Source organism: Pseudomonas sp. GD04058 (genome assembly GCF_029836855.1).
GTDB classification, from domain to species: domain Bacteria; phylum Pseudomonadota; class Gammaproteobacteria; order Pseudomonadales; family Pseudomonadaceae; genus Aquipseudomonas; species Aquipseudomonas bharatica.
In genome coordinates, this window is the sequence record NZ_JAOECN010000005.1 from 218,824 (window position 1) to 235,658 (window position 16,835).

Below are 16,835 nucleotides of genomic sequence, written 5' to 3' on the forward strand. Positions count from 1 at the left end.
GCCCCGGGCTGCAAGGCGTCACCCCAGTTACTGATAGGTAAGCACTTTGATTTCAACAGCCAATATCACCATGCAGTTTGGCGCCAAACCGCTGTTCGAGAACGTTTCCGTCAAGTTCAATAACGGCAATCGCTACGGCCTGATCGGCGCCAATGGCTGCGGCAAGTCCACCTTCATGAAGATCCTCGGCGGCGATCTGGAGCCAAGCGCTGGCCAGGTCATGCTCGAACCCAACACCCGGCTCGGCAAGCTGCGCCAGGACCAGTTCGCCTACGAGCAGTTCACCGTGATCGACACCGTGATCATGGGCCACGAAGAGCTGTGGAAGGTCAAGGCCGAGCGCGACCGCATCTATTCGCTGCCGGAGATGACCGAGGAAGACGGCATGGCCGTCGCCGAGCTGGAAACCGAGTTCGCCGAGATGGACGGCTACACCGCCGAATCCCGCGCCGGTGAGCTGCTGCTGGGCCTGGGTATCCCGCTGGAACAGCATTTCGGACCGATGAGCGAAGTCGCACCCGGCTGGAAACTCCGTGTGCTGCTGGCCCAGGCGCTGTTCTCCGATCCGGAAGTGCTGCTGCTGGACGAGCCGACCAACCACCTGGATATCAACACCATCCGCTGGCTGGAAAACATCCTCACGGCGCGCAACAGCACCATGATCATCATTTCCCACGACCGTCACTTCCTCAACTCGGTCTGCACCCACATGGCCGACCTGGACTATGGCGAGCTGCGCCTGTTCCCGGGCAACTACGACGAGTACATGACCGCCGCGACCCAGTCCCGCGAGCAGTTGCTGGCCGACAACGCCAAGAAAAAGGCGCAGATCGCCGAACTGCAGACCTTCGTCAGCCGGTTCTCGGCCAACGCCTCGAAAGCCAAGCAGGCCACGTCCCGCGCCAAGCAGATCGACAAGATCCAGCTGGCCGAGGTCAAACCGTCGAGCCGGGTCAGCCCGTTCATCCGCTTCGAACAGACCAAGAAGCTGCACCGCCAGGCCGTGACCCTGGAGAAAGTCTCCAAGGGCTTCGAAGACAAGCAACTGTTCAAGAACTTCAGCTTCACCGTCGAAGCCGGCGAGCGCGTTGCGGTAATCGGCCCGAACGGTATCGGCAAGACCACCCTGCTGCGCATGCTGGTAGGCGAAATGGCGCCGGACGCCGGCAGCGTGAAATGGACCGAAAGTGCCGAAGTCGGCTACTACGCCCAGGACCACGCCCACGACTTCGAGGACGACGTCAGCCTGTTCGACTGGATGGGCCAGTGGACCCAGGGCGAACAGGTGATCCGCGGTACCCTCGGGCGCATGCTGTTCTCCAACGACGAGATCCTCAAGTCGGTGAAGGTTATTTCCGGTGGTGAGCAAGGCCGCATGCTGTTCGGCAAGCTGATCCTGCAAAAGCCCAACGTGCTGGTGATGGACGAGCCGACCAACCACCTGGACATGGAATCCATCGAGGCGCTCAACCTGGCCCTGGAAAACTACCCGGGCACGCTGATCTTCGTCAGCCACGACCGCGAGTTCGTGTCGTCGCTCGCCACCCGCATCATCGAGCTGAGCCCGGATGGTGTGGTGGACTTCAGCGGCACCTACGACGACTACCTGCGCAGCCAGGGCGTCGTGGTCTGATAAACCCATGGGGCCGCTTTGCGGCCCCAACGCCAAGTCCCACATACCGGGACGTGAGCAACAATTGATCGATTAATTCGTTAGCCTGCTTTCTTTTATTTCCGCACGCAGCCATGATGCAAGACTTCAACCGCTTGCCTGCGAACGAAACCCCATGCCTGCCGCACCCTCCGCTTCGCCCTCGTCGCTGTCCATCACCCTGCGCATTCTCTCGATCGTCTTCTACACCTTCATAGCCTTTATCTGCATCGGCCTGCCGATCGCGGTATTGCCCGGCCATGTCCACGATGTGCTCGGCTACAGCGCCGTGGTAGCCGGGCTGGTCATCGGTATTCAATACCTGTCCACCCTGCTCAGCCGGCCCATGGCCGGGCGCCTGGCGGACAGCCTGGGGACGCGGCGGTCCATCGCCTACGGCCTGATCGGCATTGCCCTGGCCGGCCTGCTGACCTGGGCTTCGGCACTGGTGCTCAGCCTGCCGCTGGTGAGCCTGATGCTGTTGCTGGTGGGTCGGGTGCTGCTGGGGGTGGCTCAGGGGCTGATCGGCGTCGGCACCCTGAGCTGGGGCATCGGCCAGGTCGGCGCCGAGCACACGGCACGGGTGATCAGCTGGAACGGCATCGCCTCCTACGGTGCCATTGCCATCGGCGCACCGGTCGGGGTGTTCCTCGCCGGCGAGAGCGGTTTCTGGAGCATCGGCCTGGCATTGACCGTGCTGGCCCTGATCGCCTTGCTGGTGATCCGCAGCCAGCCTTCGCTGCCGGTCGTGCGTGGCGAGCGCCTGCCGTTCTGGGCCGCCTTCGGCCGTGTCGCACCGTGCGGCCTGGCCCTGACCCTGGCGTCGATCGGCTACGGCACCCTGACTACCTTCGTCACCCTCTTCTATCTGGAGCGCGGCTGGAGCGGCGCGGCCTGGTGCCTCAGCGCGTTTGGCGTGTGCTTCATCTGCGCGCGGTTGCTGTTCGTCAACGCGGTTAACCAATGGGGTGGCTACCGCGTGGCTATCGCCTGCATGACCGTCGAGACCCTGGGCCTTGCGCTGCTCTGGCTGGCCCCCTCGCCGGTACTGGCCCTGGTTGGCGCCGGCCTGACCGGCTTCGGCCTGTCGTTGGTGTATCCGGCCTTGGGGGTAGAGGCGATCCGGCAAGTGCCGACCACCAGTCGCGGCGCCGGGCTTGGCGCCTACGCAGTGTTCTTCGACCTGGCCCTGGCGATCGCCGGACCGGTGATGGGATTCGTCGCCGCCCATTTGGGCTATGCCTGGATCTTCTGCGTGGCGGCGCTGCTCTCTCTGTTCGGCGTAGCGCTGGTGACGCTGCTGTTGCGCCGCTCAGTTACCGGCGGTATGTAGGCCGGCGCGAGCGGAAACGCCCAGGGCCTTGTTGAAGAAGTGCGAGGCCTCCGACTGCAGCGACAGGTGGATGCCAAGGCGATCGACACCTTCGGCATCGGTGCACAGGGCGGGCATCCGCGCCCGCTGCACCTCATCGCAAGGTGACATGAAGACGAAATGCCCCGCGCCTTCCAGGCGGCGGTAGTTGGGCGTCACCGGCAGCTTGCGCGCCAGGGCCTCGGCGTTCTTGTCCACCGCCAGCAACTGGTCATGATCGCCACTGTAGATCAGCGAAGGCACCTTGACGTCCGCCAGCGCCTGGCGCCCGAAGCTCAGGCTCAGCGGGGCCATCAACAGCAATGCGCGAATCCGCGGGTCGGCTTCGGGGAGCAGGTCGTCGCGATCGGCGATCAGCTCACCCTGCCGGGTGCAGGCGTCGGCATCCTGCGGACGCTCCTGGCAGTAACGCCGCAGGCGCTGCAGGTCGGGTCGTGCTCCGGAAAGGATCAAGGCGGTCTCGGCGCCGGCCGAATAGCCGATCATGCCCACCTGGTCGGGGCTGACCTCGGAAGCCAGCAGTGGATCGTCGAGGGCGGCAGTGATCGCCGCGCTGATCTGCAAAGGACGGCCATAGAGATTGCTCAAGGTGCCGAGACGGCTGTGGTCCTTGTTGTTATCGCCGGGATGCACCGCAGCGACCACCACGAAGCCGCGCCGCGCCAGGGCACTGGCCAGGTCATGCAGGGCCATCGGCGTGCCGGTATTGCCGTGGGACAGCGCCAGCAGCGGGAAGCGCCCCATCACCACCGGCCCCTCGGCCGCCACGTTGAGCCGATAGCCGTCGATACGCCGTACATGGGGCTGGCCGCTGGAGGGATAGAACGCCAGCACCTGCATTGGCTGGCCGTCCAGCGGATCGGGCACCGTCATGCGATGCAGGCCGACGCTCCAGTGCTGCGCCGGTTCGGCCTGCACCAGCAGGCTGCACCCAAGCAGCGAAAGCACCAGCAACGTCCGCAGAACCTGCATTTTCGTTTCACCTTGATCCAAACGGCGATGGCCCGCTCCATGCCAAGCATAGAGCGGGCCAAAACACAGCGCATGAAAGCTGGATGAAACTCCTGACAGCAGGATCAGGCGGCAGCGAACAGCTCGTTGGCAATCTGTGCCTGGGCCGCCTGGATTGCGCTGTTGCGCGGCTCCTCGCCATAGGCCAGGCCGTGGGCGCGGACGAACTCGACATCGGTGATGCCGATGAAGCCGAGGAGCACTTTGAGGAATTCTTCATGGCCGACACCGGTAGGCTGGCCAACATGCAGGCCACCGGCAGTGGACACCACGATCACCTTTTTGTTACCGCACAGCCCTTCAGGGCCGGCTTCGGTATAGCGGAAGGTCTTGCCGGCGACGGCGATGCGGTCGATCCAGGCTTTCAGCTGGCTGGGGATGCTGAAGTTGTACATCGGCGCACCGATCACCACGGCGTCGGCATCCAGGAACTCCTGCAGGGTATCGGCGCTCAGCTTGGCCTCATGGGCCAGGGCGGCGTCACGGGCTTCTTCCGGGGTACCGGCGGCCAGCAGGGTTGCCGAAGAGAAGTGGCTGATGGCGTCGGCAGCGAGGTCGCGGTAGATCACCTCGACACCCGGCTCGGCGGCCTGCCAGGCGTGGACCACTTGCTGGCTCAGCTGGCGCGAAGCCGAGTTGTCGCCGAGGATGCTGGAATCGATATGCAAGAGCTTCATGGGATTCTCCCTGATGTGAGGACCGCGGGTCAGCGGTGACGATGGAGTGAATCCTACCGGCATGATCAATGAGTGATAAGATGGCGAATTCGCGCCAGTTCGTCCCACCAATGGAACAATCATGCAAGACCTCAATGACCTGTTCTACTTCGCCCGCGTTGTCGAAGCCGGTGGCTTCGCCGCCGCCGGTCGCCAGTTGGGCATTCCCAAGTCGCGCCTGTCGCGGCGCATTGCCGAGTTGGAAGAACGCCTCGGCACCCGACTACTGCAACGCACCACCCGCCAGCTCAAGCTGACTGCCGTGGGCGAGCGCTACCTGCGGCACTGCCAGGCCATGCTGCTTGAGGCCGAAATGGCCGAAGAGGCGGTGGCCAGCATGACCAGCGAACCTCGTGGACGCTTACGGGTATCGAGCCCGGTCGGCCTGGCCCATGCCTTCCTGCCGGAGGTCATCACGCGCTTTCTGGCCTTATATCCGCAGGTGCAACTGGAGATGGTCCTGGTCAATCGCCGCGTCGATCTGATCAACGAAGGCATCGACGTTGCGCTGCGCGTGCGTGATGTCGGGGACGAAGACCCCGCCCTGGTCACCCGCCGCCTCAACCGGGCGCAGATGCAACTGGTGGCGTCACCGGAGTTCGCCCGCGCGCACCCGCTCGGGCACCCGTCCGAGCTGGCCGGGCTTCCCGTCCTGGGCGCAGTGGAGGCCGATCGCCTGGTGCACCTGCGCCTGCTCGATGGCAACGGCAAGCGCGAAGAACTGGCCCTGGAAGCGCGCCTGGCCATCGACGACTTCGTCGTGCGCAAGGCCGCCGCCCTGGCCGGCCTTGGTTTCACCGCCCTGCCCCTGCTGCACTGCGAGCAAGAGCTGGCCCGAGGCGAACTGGTCAATCTGCTGCCGGACTGGTCGATGCCCAGCGGGTTCCTGCAGGCGGTCTACCCTCATCGACGCGGTGTGCTGCCAGCGGTGCGAGCCTGGATCGACCATCTGGTGGAGTCCTTCGAGGAATGTGGAGAGCGTTATGTCTGAGCGGCAGCTGAACGAAGAACAGGTTGCAGCCTTCTGCCTGGGCTTGCCGGGTGCCCGGGAAGACTACAAATGGGGCGGCGTGCGGGTGTTCTCCGTCGCCGGGAACAAGATGTTCGCAGTGATGGACCTGGCGGGAGCGGGATTGTCGTTCAAGGTCGACAAGGACCTGTTCGTGGGTTACGTGGATCTGCCCGGGGTCAGGCCGGCGCCGTATCTCGCACGGGCGCACTGGATCAGTGTGGCCTGGCCTTATGCCTTGGGTAGGGAAGCACTGGAGGATCTGTTGACTCGCTCGCACCAGTTGGTGGTGAGCAAACTGCCGAAGGCGCTGCGGGCTGGGCTTGCGCGGGACCTGTAGGAGCGTGGCTTGCGTCGCCCCGGCTCAGAAAATGTGCTTCCACTGCCCGAGAAACAGCCAGTCCACCCAAATGGCCTGGTGGATCAGCACAATCATCCAGAACACCAACTGGTAGGAAAGCTTGCGCGTCTTGTGCCGCCAGGCCTGCTGCCCGACCAGCGCCCCTGGCCATCCGCCGAGAAACTCGAGCAGATGCAGGACCTTCTCCGGGATCCGCTGCCCCTGCGCCAGTGCCTGGCGCTTGTCATGCCAGTAGAGCCCGGCACAGACCAGGCTCATCAGCAGATAGGCCAGCACCGGCAGCCAGAACTGCCCCGCCAGCCCGACCTTGAGTGCTCCGCCCACGGGCAGCAGGCAGAGCACCACGAAGGCGACCAGTTTCAGGCGCGGGTAATGCATCACCCCTGGGCCACCGACCAATCGACCCAGCCGAATACCCAGGTCGCCAGGATCAGCAGGCCAAAGCCGATGCGATACCAGGCGAACGCCGCGTAACTGTGGCTGGCGATGAATTTGAGCAGGCCGCGCACGGCGATCATGGCGAAGATGAACGAGACCACGAAACCGATGGCGAAGACCATGAAGTCATCCGGCTGGAACAGGTGCCGGTATTTGTAGCCCGAATACACGGCGGCGCCGACCATGGTTGGCATGGCCAGGAAGAACGAGAACTCGGTGGCGGCCTTGCGCGACAGGCCGAACAGCAGGCCGCCGATGATGGTCGAGCCGGAACGGGAGGTTCCCGGAATCATCGCCAGGCACTGGGCGCAGCCGATCTTCAGGGCGTCGGTCCAGCGCATGTCGTCGACTTCCTGGACGCGGATCACATGCTCGCGGCGCTCGGCCCAGAGCATGATTACCCCGCCCACCACCAGTGCCACGGCCACGGTGATCGGGTTGAACAGGTAATGGTGGATCAAATCGGCAAAGGCGACGCCGAGGATCACCGCCGGGAAGAAGGCGATCAGCAGGTTGGCGGTAAAGCGCTGGGCCTGGCGCTGCCTCGGCAAGCCAACCACCACGTCGAGTATCTTGCGCCGGAATTCCCATACCACTGCCAGGATCGCCCCGAGTTGGATGATGATGTTGAAGGCCATGGCCCGTTCACCACCGAAGTCGATCAGGTCGGCCACGACGATCTGGTGGCCGGTGCTGGAGATCGGCAAAAACTCTGTAAGTCCCTCGACGATGCCGAGAATCACTGCCTGCATGGCGGTCCAAAAATCCATCATTCCCCCGTGAGGCGATGCTCGCGGCATGCCCCTTTGTAGTATTCGTTGCTTGGTTTAGAGACCCAGACTCGCTGAGCGCCGCAGAAAAAAGCCGGCGTACCCTTCAGTTTTGGCCCGCAAAGGCCGAGATCCTATCAGACCCGTCGGACAAACGCTGCCCGGTCGTACGCAACGGAGCCTGCCGAATCAACGACTTATCCATTGGTCGAGTAGGTAGAAGCGGCAAAGCGTGCTTGGATGCTCGTGACAATAACAAGAACTCGAGGCCACTTTTATGAAGACTTTACGCGGTATGTCGATCAGCCGGCGCCTGTGGCTCATCCTGGTGCTGGCCGTAGCGATGCTGGTGACCCTCGGCTTGCTCATGCTCAACCAGATCCACACCGACCTGTACAAGGCCAAGGCCGAGAAAACCCGCCATGTGGTGGAAACTGCCGCCGGTATCCTGGCCTATTACCAAGGCCTGGAAAGCGCCGGTACCCTCAGCCGCGAAGCTGCCCAGCAACAGGCCATGAATGCCGTGCGCGGGTTGCGCTACGACCAGAACGACTACTTCTGGATCAATGACCTGGGCCCCAGGATGATCATGCACCCGACCAATCCGAAGCTCGAGGGCCAGGACCTGTCGGCGGTTCGCGATCCGGACGGCTTCGCCCTGTTCAACGAGATGGTAGCGCTGGCCAAGGCCAAGGGCGCCGGCAGCATCGATTACCGCTGGCCCAAGCCCGGCGCCAGCGAGCCGGTGGAAAAAACCTCCTATATCCAGCTGTTCCAGCCCTGGGGCTGGGTCATCGGCTCGGGCATCTATATCGACGACATGCAGGCCGAGTTCTACCGCCAACTACGCGACGCCTCGCTGGTCGGAATCGGCATTGCAGTGATCCTCGCCCTGCTGGTGATCATGATTGCCCGCAGCATTGTCCGGCCCCTGCGCGAAGCCGAGGACGCCATGGCCACCATCGCCAGTGGCGAAGCCGACCTGACCCGCCGGCTCGACACCCACGGCAACGACGAAATCACCCGCCTCGGCCAGCATTTCAACGCCTTTACCGGGCAACTGCAGCAGGTGGTCAGCCGCCTGCGCGAGGCCGCCCATGAACTGGACGGCTCCGCCGGTGCCGTCGGCAGTACCGCCGAGCAGACCCGCCAGTGCAGCGAACAGCAATCGCAGCAGATGGAACAGGTAGCCACGGCAATCAATGAAGTCAGCTATGCGGTGCAGGATGTCGCCAAGCATGCCGAACAGGCCTCCGGCGAGACCAGCGCCGCCCAGGATTGCGCTCGCCAGGGCCAACAGAGTATCCAGGGCAGCCTGCGCAAGATCGACGAACTCTCGGCCACCATCGACGAAGCGGTCCAGGTCATCCAGGCCCTGGCCGGGCAGAGCACGCGGATCGGCAGCGTACTGGAGGTGATCCGCTCCATCGCCGAGCAGACCAACCTGCTGGCGCTCAACGCCGCCATCGAGGCGGCCCGGGCCGGGGAACAGGGACGCGGCTTCGCCGTGGTCGCCGACGAAGTGCGCCTGCTGGCCCAGCGCACCCAGCAGTCCACCGCCGAGATCCAGGCGATGATCGAACACCTGCAAGGCCAGTCGGAAGCAGCGGTCAAGGCCATCGACGCCAGCAGCCAGGTTTCCCGCGAGACCGTCGCGCAAGCCAGTGAAGCCGGGGCCAGCCTCGATGCCATCAGCCAGGCGCTGCATAACCTCACCGCACTCAATGCCTCGATCGCCAGCGCTACCCTGCAGCAATCCCATGTGGTGGAAGACATCAACCGCAGCGTCACCGAAACCGCAGGGCTGTCCCGCGAGACCACCCTCGCCGCCCAGCACTCGAGCGAGTCGGGGCGTGCGCTGAATCGGCTGAGTGCGCATCTAGAGAATGTGCTGGGGCAGTTCCGGGTGTGAAAAAAACCGCCGCTACCTTACCGGGGTAGCGGCGGTTCCTGGTCTCAGCGGATCATTTCGGATTGCAATCGGCGGCTTCGTATTGCTGGAAGGTCAGCTCGTTTGGCCGGATCGACTCGATGTTCCATTCGCGCTTGTCCCTGTGGTTTTTCATCAGGCAAGTGGTCTGCAGGCGCATCGAGCGGTCCTTGTCACCCCAGTATTCTGCGCCACGCTTATCAGCTGCCAGGGCCTTCTGCTTGACCTCGGCCATCAGCTTATCGGTCTGGTCCGGACCGATCTGACGCCCGCAGTCGGTGGGAATAACCTCCAGCGACATAATGGTTCGGTCGCCATACTCAGCGAACTTGCGGGGCACCCACCTTACCGAACTGATGTACTGCGAGCATTGCTTCGAACCATTGGGCCCCCAGCCACCGGCATTAGACCCGGCACTTCCTGTGTTGGCGCCCCCTGGCGCGACGGAATTGCACCGGTCGATCAGCGACTGCTCATGCGAGACCTCCGGACGGATCGGTTCGAGGTTGTATTCCTTCTTGAACCGAACCGGAAGACCATTCTCCTCCAGGACCAGATGGCAAACATACTGACGACGCAAGGTACCGTCCTGGTTGTTCCACTTGGCTACTCCGCCTGGTTCAGCGGTAGCTTTCTTTTTCAATTCGGCGAAGGCTGCCTCGGTCTGGTCCGGACCGATCTCGCGACCGCAGGCAGAGGGCGTGACCGACACAGACTCGACGAAGGCGTTGAAGCCCGGATCCCAGCGGGTTATCCAGAAGACCGAGTCGAAGTAGCGCGAGCATTGCTTCGGATCCCCCCCGGTCCCCCAACCACCGGCAGCCAGCTCAGCGGCATTGGTGTCGGGCACAGGAACCGGAGCGGGAGTGGGTTGCGGTGAGGCCTTGCAAGAAAAAGTGGCCTTGTCGTTCTTGCTCTCGGGGTAATGAATCTCCAGCACCGGCACGTCGATGCCGGTCTGTTCCTTGTATTCCCGGGCATTCTTTTCTGCGTCCTCGCGCCCTTCGGCAGCGCTGTAGAAGAAGAACCAGACAGGCGGCTTGTTATCCGGGGAATTGTTGAAGCGGACCTCGGTGTAGGAACCGAACGCGGTATCCTGGTCGGGGAGACGCTCGAAGCCCCGGCGAGCTTCGAGGAACTGCCGGAAAGCATCGGTGCTTTCGAGGTTGTCCATGGTCCTGAAATCAAAAATGCAGGAGTTTCCACCAATCAGCTCGACCTGGTTGTACAGGTGCGGCAAGGCATAGACCTTTGGCCAGCCATCACCCGTCACTCCTTGAGCCTTGCAGCTTGTTTCGGCTTGTGCAGTCTTCAGATTGTCGCCACAACCTTGGCTGTTTCGCTCGTTGGCCCACTGATCCACGGGGAGGCCACAAGCCAGGTAAACCGGAGTGCTCCCAGCGCGCACGAGAGGTGGGGGCGTGATCGCATAGCCGTCGTTGTAATTGGTCCAGTTGTCCTTGAATACCGTTACATCCCTGTACTTGATGTCATCGCGCAGGTAGGTCGCTGACTGGGTACCCTGTTCCTGCGCCTTGGGACTTGCCTGCCAAACGTAAAAATCCCCAGCGTTGCCGCCCGTGCGCTCAGGACGCTGCGTCCCACGGGCTATTATTCCGGCGCAGTTGTAGGCGGCCTGTTCCTTGCCGTTCTCGTCGATGCAACTGTCGGCCGTGTTGTCGTAGTAACGCTGGACTTGGGGCAGAACCTCCTCGCAGGTCGCCGCATGGGCCAGCGTCACTTGCGCAAGCAATGGCAACGCCATCACCAGCGTCCAACCATCTATACGTCTTTTCATCGTTGTTTCTCCGAAAACCGCCGAAGCAGTTCATCAATGAGTGATCCGACGCAACAACGACTGGACAGCCACAACTCGACGCCGCAAGGACAATCTGCACGCAACGACCGGAACGCGAAACTGACAGAAATATCAGGTCAGGCGCAAAGCCGACCGCAGGCCCATGAAAATACCCCTGCCGGCAGCGGATGCTGGCAGGGGCTTGGCAGCCCGGTCTATTTACCGGCGTCGGACGGCAACGGGTTGCAGATGTACGGTAAGTTCAGCGAAGCCTCATTGGAAACGTAGGGCCGTGCCGGCTCGAGGTTCCAGAGTTCCTTGTCGGGTACACCGACGCGGTGGCAGACGAATTGCCGGCGCATGGAGCCAGGATTGATATTCTCGGTCCAGCGCGGATCGGTCTTGAACATCTCGTACAGTTCGCGATACGCGCGGTCGGTCTGGTCAGGTCCCATCCGCCGCGCGCACTCCGTCGGCTTGACCTGCAGCGACCAGATCAGTCCGTAGCCCGGCTCGTCACGTTGTACCCAGGTGGCACTCTCGATGTACTTCCGGCAGTAGCCCGCCTCGGTCTGCGCCGCCGCCGCTGCAGCCGCGGCCGCCTGGGCCTGGGCTGCAGCGGTTTGCGCTGCCACGGCACTTTGCGCGGCCTGGGCCTGGGCAGCCGCCAGCGCGGCCTGCTGGGCCTGAGTCATCTGGCCACTCTGCGCAGCTGCCTGTATCGCCTGGGCCGACTGGGCAGCACTTTGCGCCGCCTGGGCGGCAGCGGCGGCAGACTGGGCGAAGGCTGCCGCCTGAGCGGCGGCCTGAGCAGCAGCCTGCGCAGGTGATTGCCCGGAAGCCTGGGGATATTGACCGGAAGATTGCGGCGTCGGCCCCGAGGACTGTGGAAGCTGACCGGAAGATTGCCCCGCCTGGGCAGCCGCAAGGGCTTGCGCTGCCTGGGCCGCAGCCTGTGCCTGTTGCGCCGCCTGGGCCGCCTGTTGTGCGGCCTGAGCCGCCTGGGCCGCAGATTGCGCCGGTGTCAGTACTGGCGAGCCGGGTACACCAAAGCCTGGGCTTGAGGGTTTGCCAGGCCGGCAGAAGCCTGCCGTCTTGCTGTAGCCCGGGAAGGCCATCTGCTGACCATCGCACAGGAACTGCACTTGTCCGCCCTGATACTTGGGCAAGATCACCTGGACGACCGGCCGATAGTTGCCCGTCACCCGGAAGTAATCAGCCTGGTTCTTGAGTGCATCCGCGCGCCCGGCGGGGTCGGTGTACATGAACGCTGTGATGTTGGGCGGCTGGTCGTTCGACCTCAATATCTCGTTGGCCATCAGAAATTCGCGGCCGCCGGCAAGCTTGTAGGCGTCGATGAAGTCGCCGAAGGCTTCGGCCCGCCCTGCCTTGCCCCGGGCTTTGGACATGTCGAACGAGCATTGCATCTGGTACGATTGCGGCCCCCAGGCGCCGTCCGGGGTCTGGTTGCGCCGGAATTGGTCCCACCAGGCCTGGCCGCTATTGACACCGACATTCTGGCAATGGGTTTCGGTCATCGAGGTTTGCGGGCTATCGCCGCAGCCTCGATCAGTGCGGTTATAGGTCCAGCCGTCCTTGGGGTAGGCGCACTGCGTATAGGAAATCGGCTGGCCCGCGCAAACATTGGCGTTTGGCGCGATGATGTAGCCGTTGTTGGTGTACACGGCGAGGTCGGCGAAGTTGATGTCGGCACGAATATAGGAGTACGAGTCAGTTCCCCGCTGCTTGCTGCGCGGGCTCGACTCCCAAACGTTCCAGGCCTCGCCTTTCGCCGGGTCGGCACGGGTGGTCCCGCGCAAGGTCACTCCCGAACAGCTGTCGGCGGCCTCGCCGTCAGGGCATATGCGCGGTGTGTAGCTGTACATCTCCTGAAGAAACTTCACGGTTTCCGCACACGTCTCCGCCCGCACCACCGCCCATGGCAGCAGCAAGGGTAGCGTCGATAACAGCAGGGCTTTTCTGGCAGTCGCTCGCATGGCAAGGGTCTCCTTCGCATGCTGGATTAAAGGTCCCAGGCGAAAAGGAAAACGACAAACCACTGACCAACGCCACAGAGCAAAGCCTGACAGAAAGCATTCGGATGGATAACTGACAAAAATGTCAGTCCTGCCCACCGGCAAGCGCTGTCAGAAAAGTCTCATGCAGGTACAATCCGCCCCCTCTTTTCCGCTTGTAACAAGGAGCGCCGATGTCCGGCCTCGAATGGCTCGCCGTGGCCTTCAGCGCTTTCTCCGTGTGGCTGACCGTCAAACAGAACCTCTGGTGCTGGCCGGTCGGCCTGGTGGGCGTGTTGCTGTTCGGCTGGCTGCTGCGCGACAACCATCTGTATTCGCAAATGGCCCTGCAAGGCGTTTATGCCGTGCTGCAGGTTTATGGCTGGTGGCAGTGGACGCGCCCGGACAGCGTACGCGAGGCGCGCAAGGTCACCCTGCTGGCGCCGGCGCAGGTCCACCTTGGCCTGCTGGCGGGCCTGCTGATGAGCGTCGGCCTCGGTGCCATCATGAGCACCTGGACCGATGGCCAACAACCCTGGATCGACGCCATCATCACCGGCTTCAGCCTGGTGGCGCAGTGGTGGATGGCGCAAAAGCGCGTGCAGTGCTGGGCGCTGTGGATCGTGGTCGACCTGGTCAGCGTCGGCCTTTTCCTTTGGCAGGGCCTGTACCTCGCCGCCGGGCTCTACGCCCTGTTCACCCTGCTGGCGATCCAGGGTCTGCGCGAATGGCGGCGGGATCCGGCCCTGGTAGCCGCAGCATGAAAGTCCTGGTACTGACCGGCCCTGAATCCAGTGGCAAAAGCTGGCTGGGCGCGGAAATCCAGGCACATTTCGGTGGTGAACTGGTGGGCGAGTATGTCCGCCATTTCATCGATGAGCAGCAACGCGATACCTGCTACGCCGACATCGCTACCATCGCCACCGCGCAACTGGCCTGGGAAGACACCGCCCGCCGTCGCCAGCCGCCACTGCTCATCCTCGATACCCACCTGCTGAGCAACATGCTATGGAGCCGGGTACTGTTCCACGATTGCCCTGACTGGCTCGAACCGGCGCTGCTTTCCCGCCGCTACGACCTGCACCTGCTGCTCAGCCCCGACGGGGTGCCGTGGATTGCCGACGGCCAGCGCAGCCAGCCGGCACTGGATGATCGACGGGCGTTCTTCGAAGACAGCCGCCGATGGCTGGAGCAGCACCGGCAACCCTTGCAGATCATCCAGGGCGATTGGGCCGGCCGCCGCGCCACGGTGCTGGCCGCTGTGCAACGCCTGCTTGACGACAAGCCGGCGGATTGCCCCACCGAGTGTTAACCGGCTGAAACAGCTCGCAGCCGGACAGGCCGCCAGATAGAGGCTTTGCGCGTCGATCAGCCGTGGTTGTAAAAACACTGATACACACCCCGCCAACGCCGTTGCGAGCGGCCTCCTCCCTGTGCTTCCCGGACACACGCGGCCTGCTTGTCTCAGCGGCTTTACACCTGTCTCCGGCGTAATTCCGTCACGTTCGCACAAGCCACTGATTCTTCTGCAAAAGCCAAAAGCGGCACAGCTTCTGCTCTGTCTCTCGCAACGCTGAGCAGGGCCAGCGAACAGAAGAAGGAACCGCCACCGTGGGGACTCACAATAAAAGCCTGCTTCACCTCATGCTTGTCGGATGCGCGCTCGGCGCCTCCGTTCTGGCCGTGCAAGCCCAGGCCGCCGGCAATGGCGTGGTGGTGCTGACCCGCGACGTGCATACCCGCCCCGCCATCCGCCAGGACCGCCCCGACCCCAGCCCGACCACCGTCAACCTCAATGCCTCCAAACGCATCGTCGGCCAGACCGATAACGAACTGAGCGACGGCGACTTCGCCAACGTCGCCAGTGGCTCGACGGTCAGCCGCATGCTGTTGCCGGACGCCGGCGGCGTTCGCGGGGTCAATGCGGTACCCGCCACGCTGCCGGGCATGGGCGGTGCCAACGGCCTTGGCGGTGGTGCGGCAGCGGGTGGCGGTGGCGCCGGGGCCGGCATCTCCAATCGGGTCGGCGGTGCCATCGGTGCCGGCCTGGCTCCCCTGCAGATGCTGACCGGAGGCAAATAGGATGGATGCCCGTGCGCTGTTCCTCGTGTTGTTCTGCTCCGCCAGCGCCTTGGGCGCCCCACCGGTACAGGACAACGCCAACATCGACGGCAGCGCCCACGGCTACAAGGGCAACCTGTCGATCAACCAGGCCGCCGGCGACCAGCAACAGCAGGCCAACAGCCGGGCCATCGCCATCGGCCACGAAGCCCAGGCCAGCACCCATATCCTCCAGCGCATCGACACCCCGGCCAGCCGCGCCGTGGATGCCAGCGCCACTATCGGCGGCAACGCCTTCGGCAACGGCAACGGCATCCTGGGGGTCAACCAGTCCGCCGGCGCCGGGACCCAGCAGGCCAACGCGGTACGCATCGCCATCAGCGCGGTACCGCAAAGCATCGATGACAGCGTCCTGCTGCAGCAGAACGTGGCGCTGTCCAACAGCTCCGATCCAGCCGGACAAGCCCCGGGCAGCCGCCAGGTCAGCACCAGCGACCAAGCGTTCGCCAATAACCGGGGGGTAGTCCAGTTGAATCAGAGCGCAGGGGTGGGGAACCGAATGGCCAACACCCTGAGCGTACGGGTCGCCGACTGACCCGAAACCGGCAACACAACACTTAACAATCAAAAACGATAATGCGGAGAAACACCATGAAACCAACAATGGCACTCAAGCCCTTGGTATTCGCACTCGCAGCGGTCATGGCAGTTGCTGCACAAGCGGGTGGCAATAACGAACACGGCGGGCATAACGGCGGCCACAATGGCGGCCACGACGGCAATACCAGCTACCTGCTGAGCCTGCTGGTCAATGCCGGGTCCGCCGCCACGGTGATCGACACCCAGACCAACGCCGCCAACTGGGTGAACAACGAGGCCACCCGCAACGACGCGAAGATGGACAACTCGGCCAACGGCTCGCAGGGCAACCTGGGCGCCAACACCGCCGCCGGCGACGGTAACCAGCAGGACAACGTCGCCGCCATCGCCACCGCTGACGAAAGTTTCGTCTTCGGCAGCGCCATGGCCGTGTCCAGCGCCACCCAGAACAACATCGGCAACGGTGTGGCGAACTTCTCCACGAAAAACACCGCGTCCCTCAACAGCTCGGCCAACGGCAGCTCCGGCAACATCGGCGTCAACGTTACCGCCGGCGACTTCAACCAACAGAAAAACAACCTCGCCATCGCCGTATCCGGCGGTCGGGTAGCCGTGGCCAGTGCCGCTGCCAACCAGACCACCACCGGCCTCGGTGTGAGCAACAGCGCCGACCGTACCTACAAAACCGATACGCTGTACTCCGGCTTCGCCGCGTACGGCAAGTATCAAGGCAACGGCTGGGGCTACGTAGAAGACGAAAGCAGCAACGGCCATGGCCATGGCCAGGGTCATGGCGGCGGCCGTACCGACAAGGACCCGCTCAAGTTCCACGAGGAAGGCGACTTCGCGCTCTTCGGCGTAGCCTCCTACCAAGTGCTGACGCCAACCGGCTGGGTCAACCCGGTGACCAACACCGCATCGCTGACCAACTCGCTGAACGGCGTGTCGGGCAACGTCGGGGCAAACGTCTCGGCAGGCAACGCCAACCAGCAAAGCAACTCGCTGTCCATCGCCGCAGGCTGCCGCGCCTGCACCGGCATGTAACAGCCACCTTGATCGGGGCCCTTCGGGGCCCCTTTCCGTGAATTCATGGAAGGGGAAGC

16 protein-coding genes are annotated in these 16,835 nt (G+C 63.5%); 10 read left to right on the forward strand and 6 right to left on the reverse strand.

What is annotated here, in order from left to right:
- Window positions 1-46 precede the first annotated feature (46 nt).
- Together N7650_RS06910 and N7650_RS06915 are read left to right on the forward strand one after the other, a co-directional pair.
- Window positions 47-1,633 (forward strand): ABC-F family ATPase, encoded by a 1,587-nt coding sequence (locus tag N7650_RS06910; RefSeq protein WP_009394839.1) that lies wholly within the window; start codon window positions 47-49, stop codon window positions 1,631-1,633.
- 154 nt (window positions 1,634-1,787) lie between these two features.
- Window positions 1,788-2,984 (forward strand): MFS transporter, encoded by a 1,197-nt coding sequence (locus tag N7650_RS06915; protein WP_009394838.1) that lies wholly within the window; start codon window positions 1,788-1,790, stop codon window positions 2,982-2,984.
- Here N7650_RS06915 and N7650_RS06920 read toward each other — a convergent pair.
- Both N7650_RS06920 and N7650_RS06925 read right to left on the reverse strand, forming a co-directional pair.
- A complete protein-coding gene (locus tag N7650_RS06920; protein WP_009394837.1) occupies window positions 2,964-3,995 on the reverse strand; it encodes a hypothetical protein in 1,032 nt (343 codons plus the stop codon). The two genes, N7650_RS06915 and N7650_RS06920, sit on opposite strands and share 21 nt — an antisense overlap.
- A gap of 104 nt (window positions 3,996-4,099) precedes the next feature.
- Window positions 4,100-4,711 (reverse strand): FMN-dependent NADH-azoreductase, encoded by a 612-nt coding sequence (locus N7650_RS06925; protein ID WP_279897599.1) that lies wholly within the window; start codon window positions 4,709-4,711, stop codon window positions 4,100-4,102.
- 121 nt (window positions 4,712-4,832) lie between these two features.
- Between N7650_RS06925 and N7650_RS06930 the strand changes: the two genes are divergently transcribed.
- Window positions 4,833-5,741 (forward strand): LysR substrate-binding domain-containing protein, encoded by a 909-nt coding sequence (locus N7650_RS06930; RefSeq protein WP_279897600.1) that lies wholly within the window; start codon window positions 4,833-4,835, stop codon window positions 5,739-5,741.
- Window positions 5,734-6,099, forward strand: a complete 366-nt coding sequence (locus tag N7650_RS06935; protein ID WP_279897601.1) for an MmcQ/YjbR family DNA-binding protein — start codon at window positions 5,734-5,736, stop codon at window positions 6,097-6,099. Before N7650_RS06930 ends, N7650_RS06935 begins: the two co-directional genes overlap by 8 nt.
- Before the next feature lie 24 nt (window positions 6,100-6,123).
- On the opposite strand, the gene N7650_RS06940 is transcribed toward N7650_RS06935, so the two are convergent.
- Window positions 6,124-6,498, reverse strand: coding sequence for a DUF1294 domain-containing protein (locus N7650_RS06940; RefSeq protein WP_279897603.1), 375 nt, complete (start codon window positions 6,496-6,498; stop codon window positions 6,124-6,126).
- Window positions 6,498-7,328, reverse strand: a complete 831-nt coding sequence (locus tag N7650_RS06945) for an undecaprenyl-diphosphate phosphatase (protein WP_279897604.1) — start codon at window positions 7,326-7,328, stop codon at window positions 6,498-6,500. The genes N7650_RS06940 and N7650_RS06945 overlap by 1 nt, the downstream gene beginning before the upstream one ends.
- Before the next feature lie 277 nt (window positions 7,329-7,605).
- Between N7650_RS06945 and N7650_RS06950 the strand changes: the two genes are divergently transcribed.
- Window positions 7,606-9,240 (forward strand): methyl-accepting chemotaxis protein, encoded by a 1,635-nt coding sequence (locus N7650_RS06950; RefSeq protein ID WP_279897605.1) that lies wholly within the window; start codon window positions 7,606-7,608, stop codon window positions 9,238-9,240.
- A gap of 52 nt (window positions 9,241-9,292) precedes the next feature.
- On the opposite strand, the gene N7650_RS06955 is transcribed toward N7650_RS06950, so the two are convergent.
- On the reverse strand, window positions 9,293-11,056 hold the full coding sequence (locus N7650_RS06955) for a DUF2599 domain-containing protein (RefSeq protein ID WP_279897606.1): 1,764 nt from the start codon (window positions 11,054-11,056) through the stop codon (window positions 9,293-9,295).
- 215 nt (window positions 11,057-11,271) lie between these two features.
- Window positions 11,272-13,053 (reverse strand): DUF2599 domain-containing protein, encoded by a 1,782-nt coding sequence (locus N7650_RS06960; protein ID WP_279897607.1) that lies wholly within the window; start codon window positions 13,051-13,053, stop codon window positions 11,272-11,274.
- Window positions 13,054-13,265: 212 nt separating this feature from the next.
- Between N7650_RS06960 and pnuC the strand changes: the two genes are divergently transcribed.
- The 5 genes from pnuC to N7650_RS06985 all read left to right on the forward strand — a co-directional run bounded on the left by pnuC (window position 13,266) and on the right by N7650_RS06985 (window position 16,776).
- Complete coding sequence (gene pnuC / locus N7650_RS06965; RefSeq protein WP_279897608.1) at window positions 13,266-13,835, forward strand: nicotinamide riboside transporter PnuC; 570 nt, start codon at window positions 13,266-13,268, stop codon at window positions 13,833-13,835.
- Window positions 13,832-14,383 (forward strand): AAA family ATPase, encoded by a 552-nt coding sequence (locus tag N7650_RS06970; protein ID WP_279897609.1) that lies wholly within the window; start codon window positions 13,832-13,834, stop codon window positions 14,381-14,383. The genes pnuC and N7650_RS06970 overlap by 4 nt, the downstream gene beginning before the upstream one ends.
- A 299-nt stretch (window positions 14,384-14,682) precedes the next feature.
- On the forward strand, window positions 14,683-15,153 hold the full coding sequence (locus N7650_RS06975) for a hypothetical protein (RefSeq protein ID WP_279897611.1): 471 nt from the start codon (window positions 14,683-14,685) through the stop codon (window positions 15,151-15,153).
- Window position 15,154: 1 nt separating this feature from the next.
- Window positions 15,155-15,727, forward strand: coding sequence for an adhesin (locus N7650_RS06980; RefSeq protein ID WP_279897612.1), 573 nt, complete (start codon window positions 15,155-15,157; stop codon window positions 15,725-15,727).
- Between the two features lie 56 nt (window positions 15,728-15,783).
- A complete protein-coding gene (locus N7650_RS06985) occupies window positions 15,784-16,776 on the forward strand; it encodes a hypothetical protein (protein WP_037061959.1) in 993 nt (330 codons plus the stop codon).
- Window positions 16,777-16,835 lie beyond the last annotated feature (59 nt).

Excerpts from the sequence above, each read along its gene's own strand:
- N7650_RS06925 (WP_279897599.1), bottom strand. The coding sequence starts at position 4,711 with ATGAAGCTCTTGCATATCGATTCCAGCATCCTCGGCGACAACTCGGCT.
- N7650_RS06915 (WP_009394838.1), top strand. The coding sequence starts at position 1,788 with ATGCCTGCCGCACCCTCCGCTTCGCCCTCGTCGCTGTCCATCACCCTG.
- N7650_RS06970 (WP_279897609.1), top strand. The coding sequence starts at position 13,832 with ATGAAAGTCCTGGTACTGACCGGCCCTGAATCCAGTGGCAAAAGCTGG.
- N7650_RS06950 (WP_279897605.1), top strand. The coding sequence starts at position 7,606 with ATGAAGACTTTACGCGGTATGTCGATCAGCCGGCGCCTGTGGCTCATC.
- N7650_RS06955 (WP_279897606.1), bottom strand. The coding sequence starts at position 11,056 with ATGAAAAGACGTATAGATGGTTGGACGCTGGTGATGGCGTTGCCATTG.
- pnuC (WP_279897608.1), top strand. The coding sequence starts at position 13,266 with ATGTCCGGCCTCGAATGGCTCGCCGTGGCCTTCAGCGCTTTCTCCGTG.
- N7650_RS06985 (WP_037061959.1), top strand. The coding sequence starts at position 15,784 with ATGAAACCAACAATGGCACTCAAGCCCTTGGTATTCGCACTCGCAGCG.
- N7650_RS06920 (WP_009394837.1), bottom strand. The coding sequence starts at position 3,995 with ATGCAGGTTCTGCGGACGTTGCTGGTGCTTTCGCTGCTTGGGTGCAGC.
- N7650_RS06960 (WP_279897607.1), bottom strand. The coding sequence starts at position 13,053 with ATGCGAGCGACTGCCAGAAAAGCCCTGCTGTTATCGACGCTACCCTTG.
- N7650_RS06980 (WP_279897612.1), top strand. The coding sequence starts at position 15,155 with ATGGATGCCCGTGCGCTGTTCCTCGTGTTGTTCTGCTCCGCCAGCGCC.
- N7650_RS06940 (WP_279897603.1), bottom strand. The coding sequence starts at position 6,498 with ATGCATTACCCGCGCCTGAAACTGGTCGCCTTCGTGGTGCTCTGCCTG.
- N7650_RS06930 (WP_279897600.1), top strand. The coding sequence starts at position 4,833 with ATGCAAGACCTCAATGACCTGTTCTACTTCGCCCGCGTTGTCGAAGCC.
- N7650_RS06935 (WP_279897601.1), top strand. The coding sequence starts at position 5,734 with ATGTCTGAGCGGCAGCTGAACGAAGAACAGGTTGCAGCCTTCTGCCTG.
- N7650_RS06945 (WP_279897604.1), bottom strand. The coding sequence starts at position 7,328 with ATGGATTTTTGGACCGCCATGCAGGCAGTGATTCTCGGCATCGTCGAG.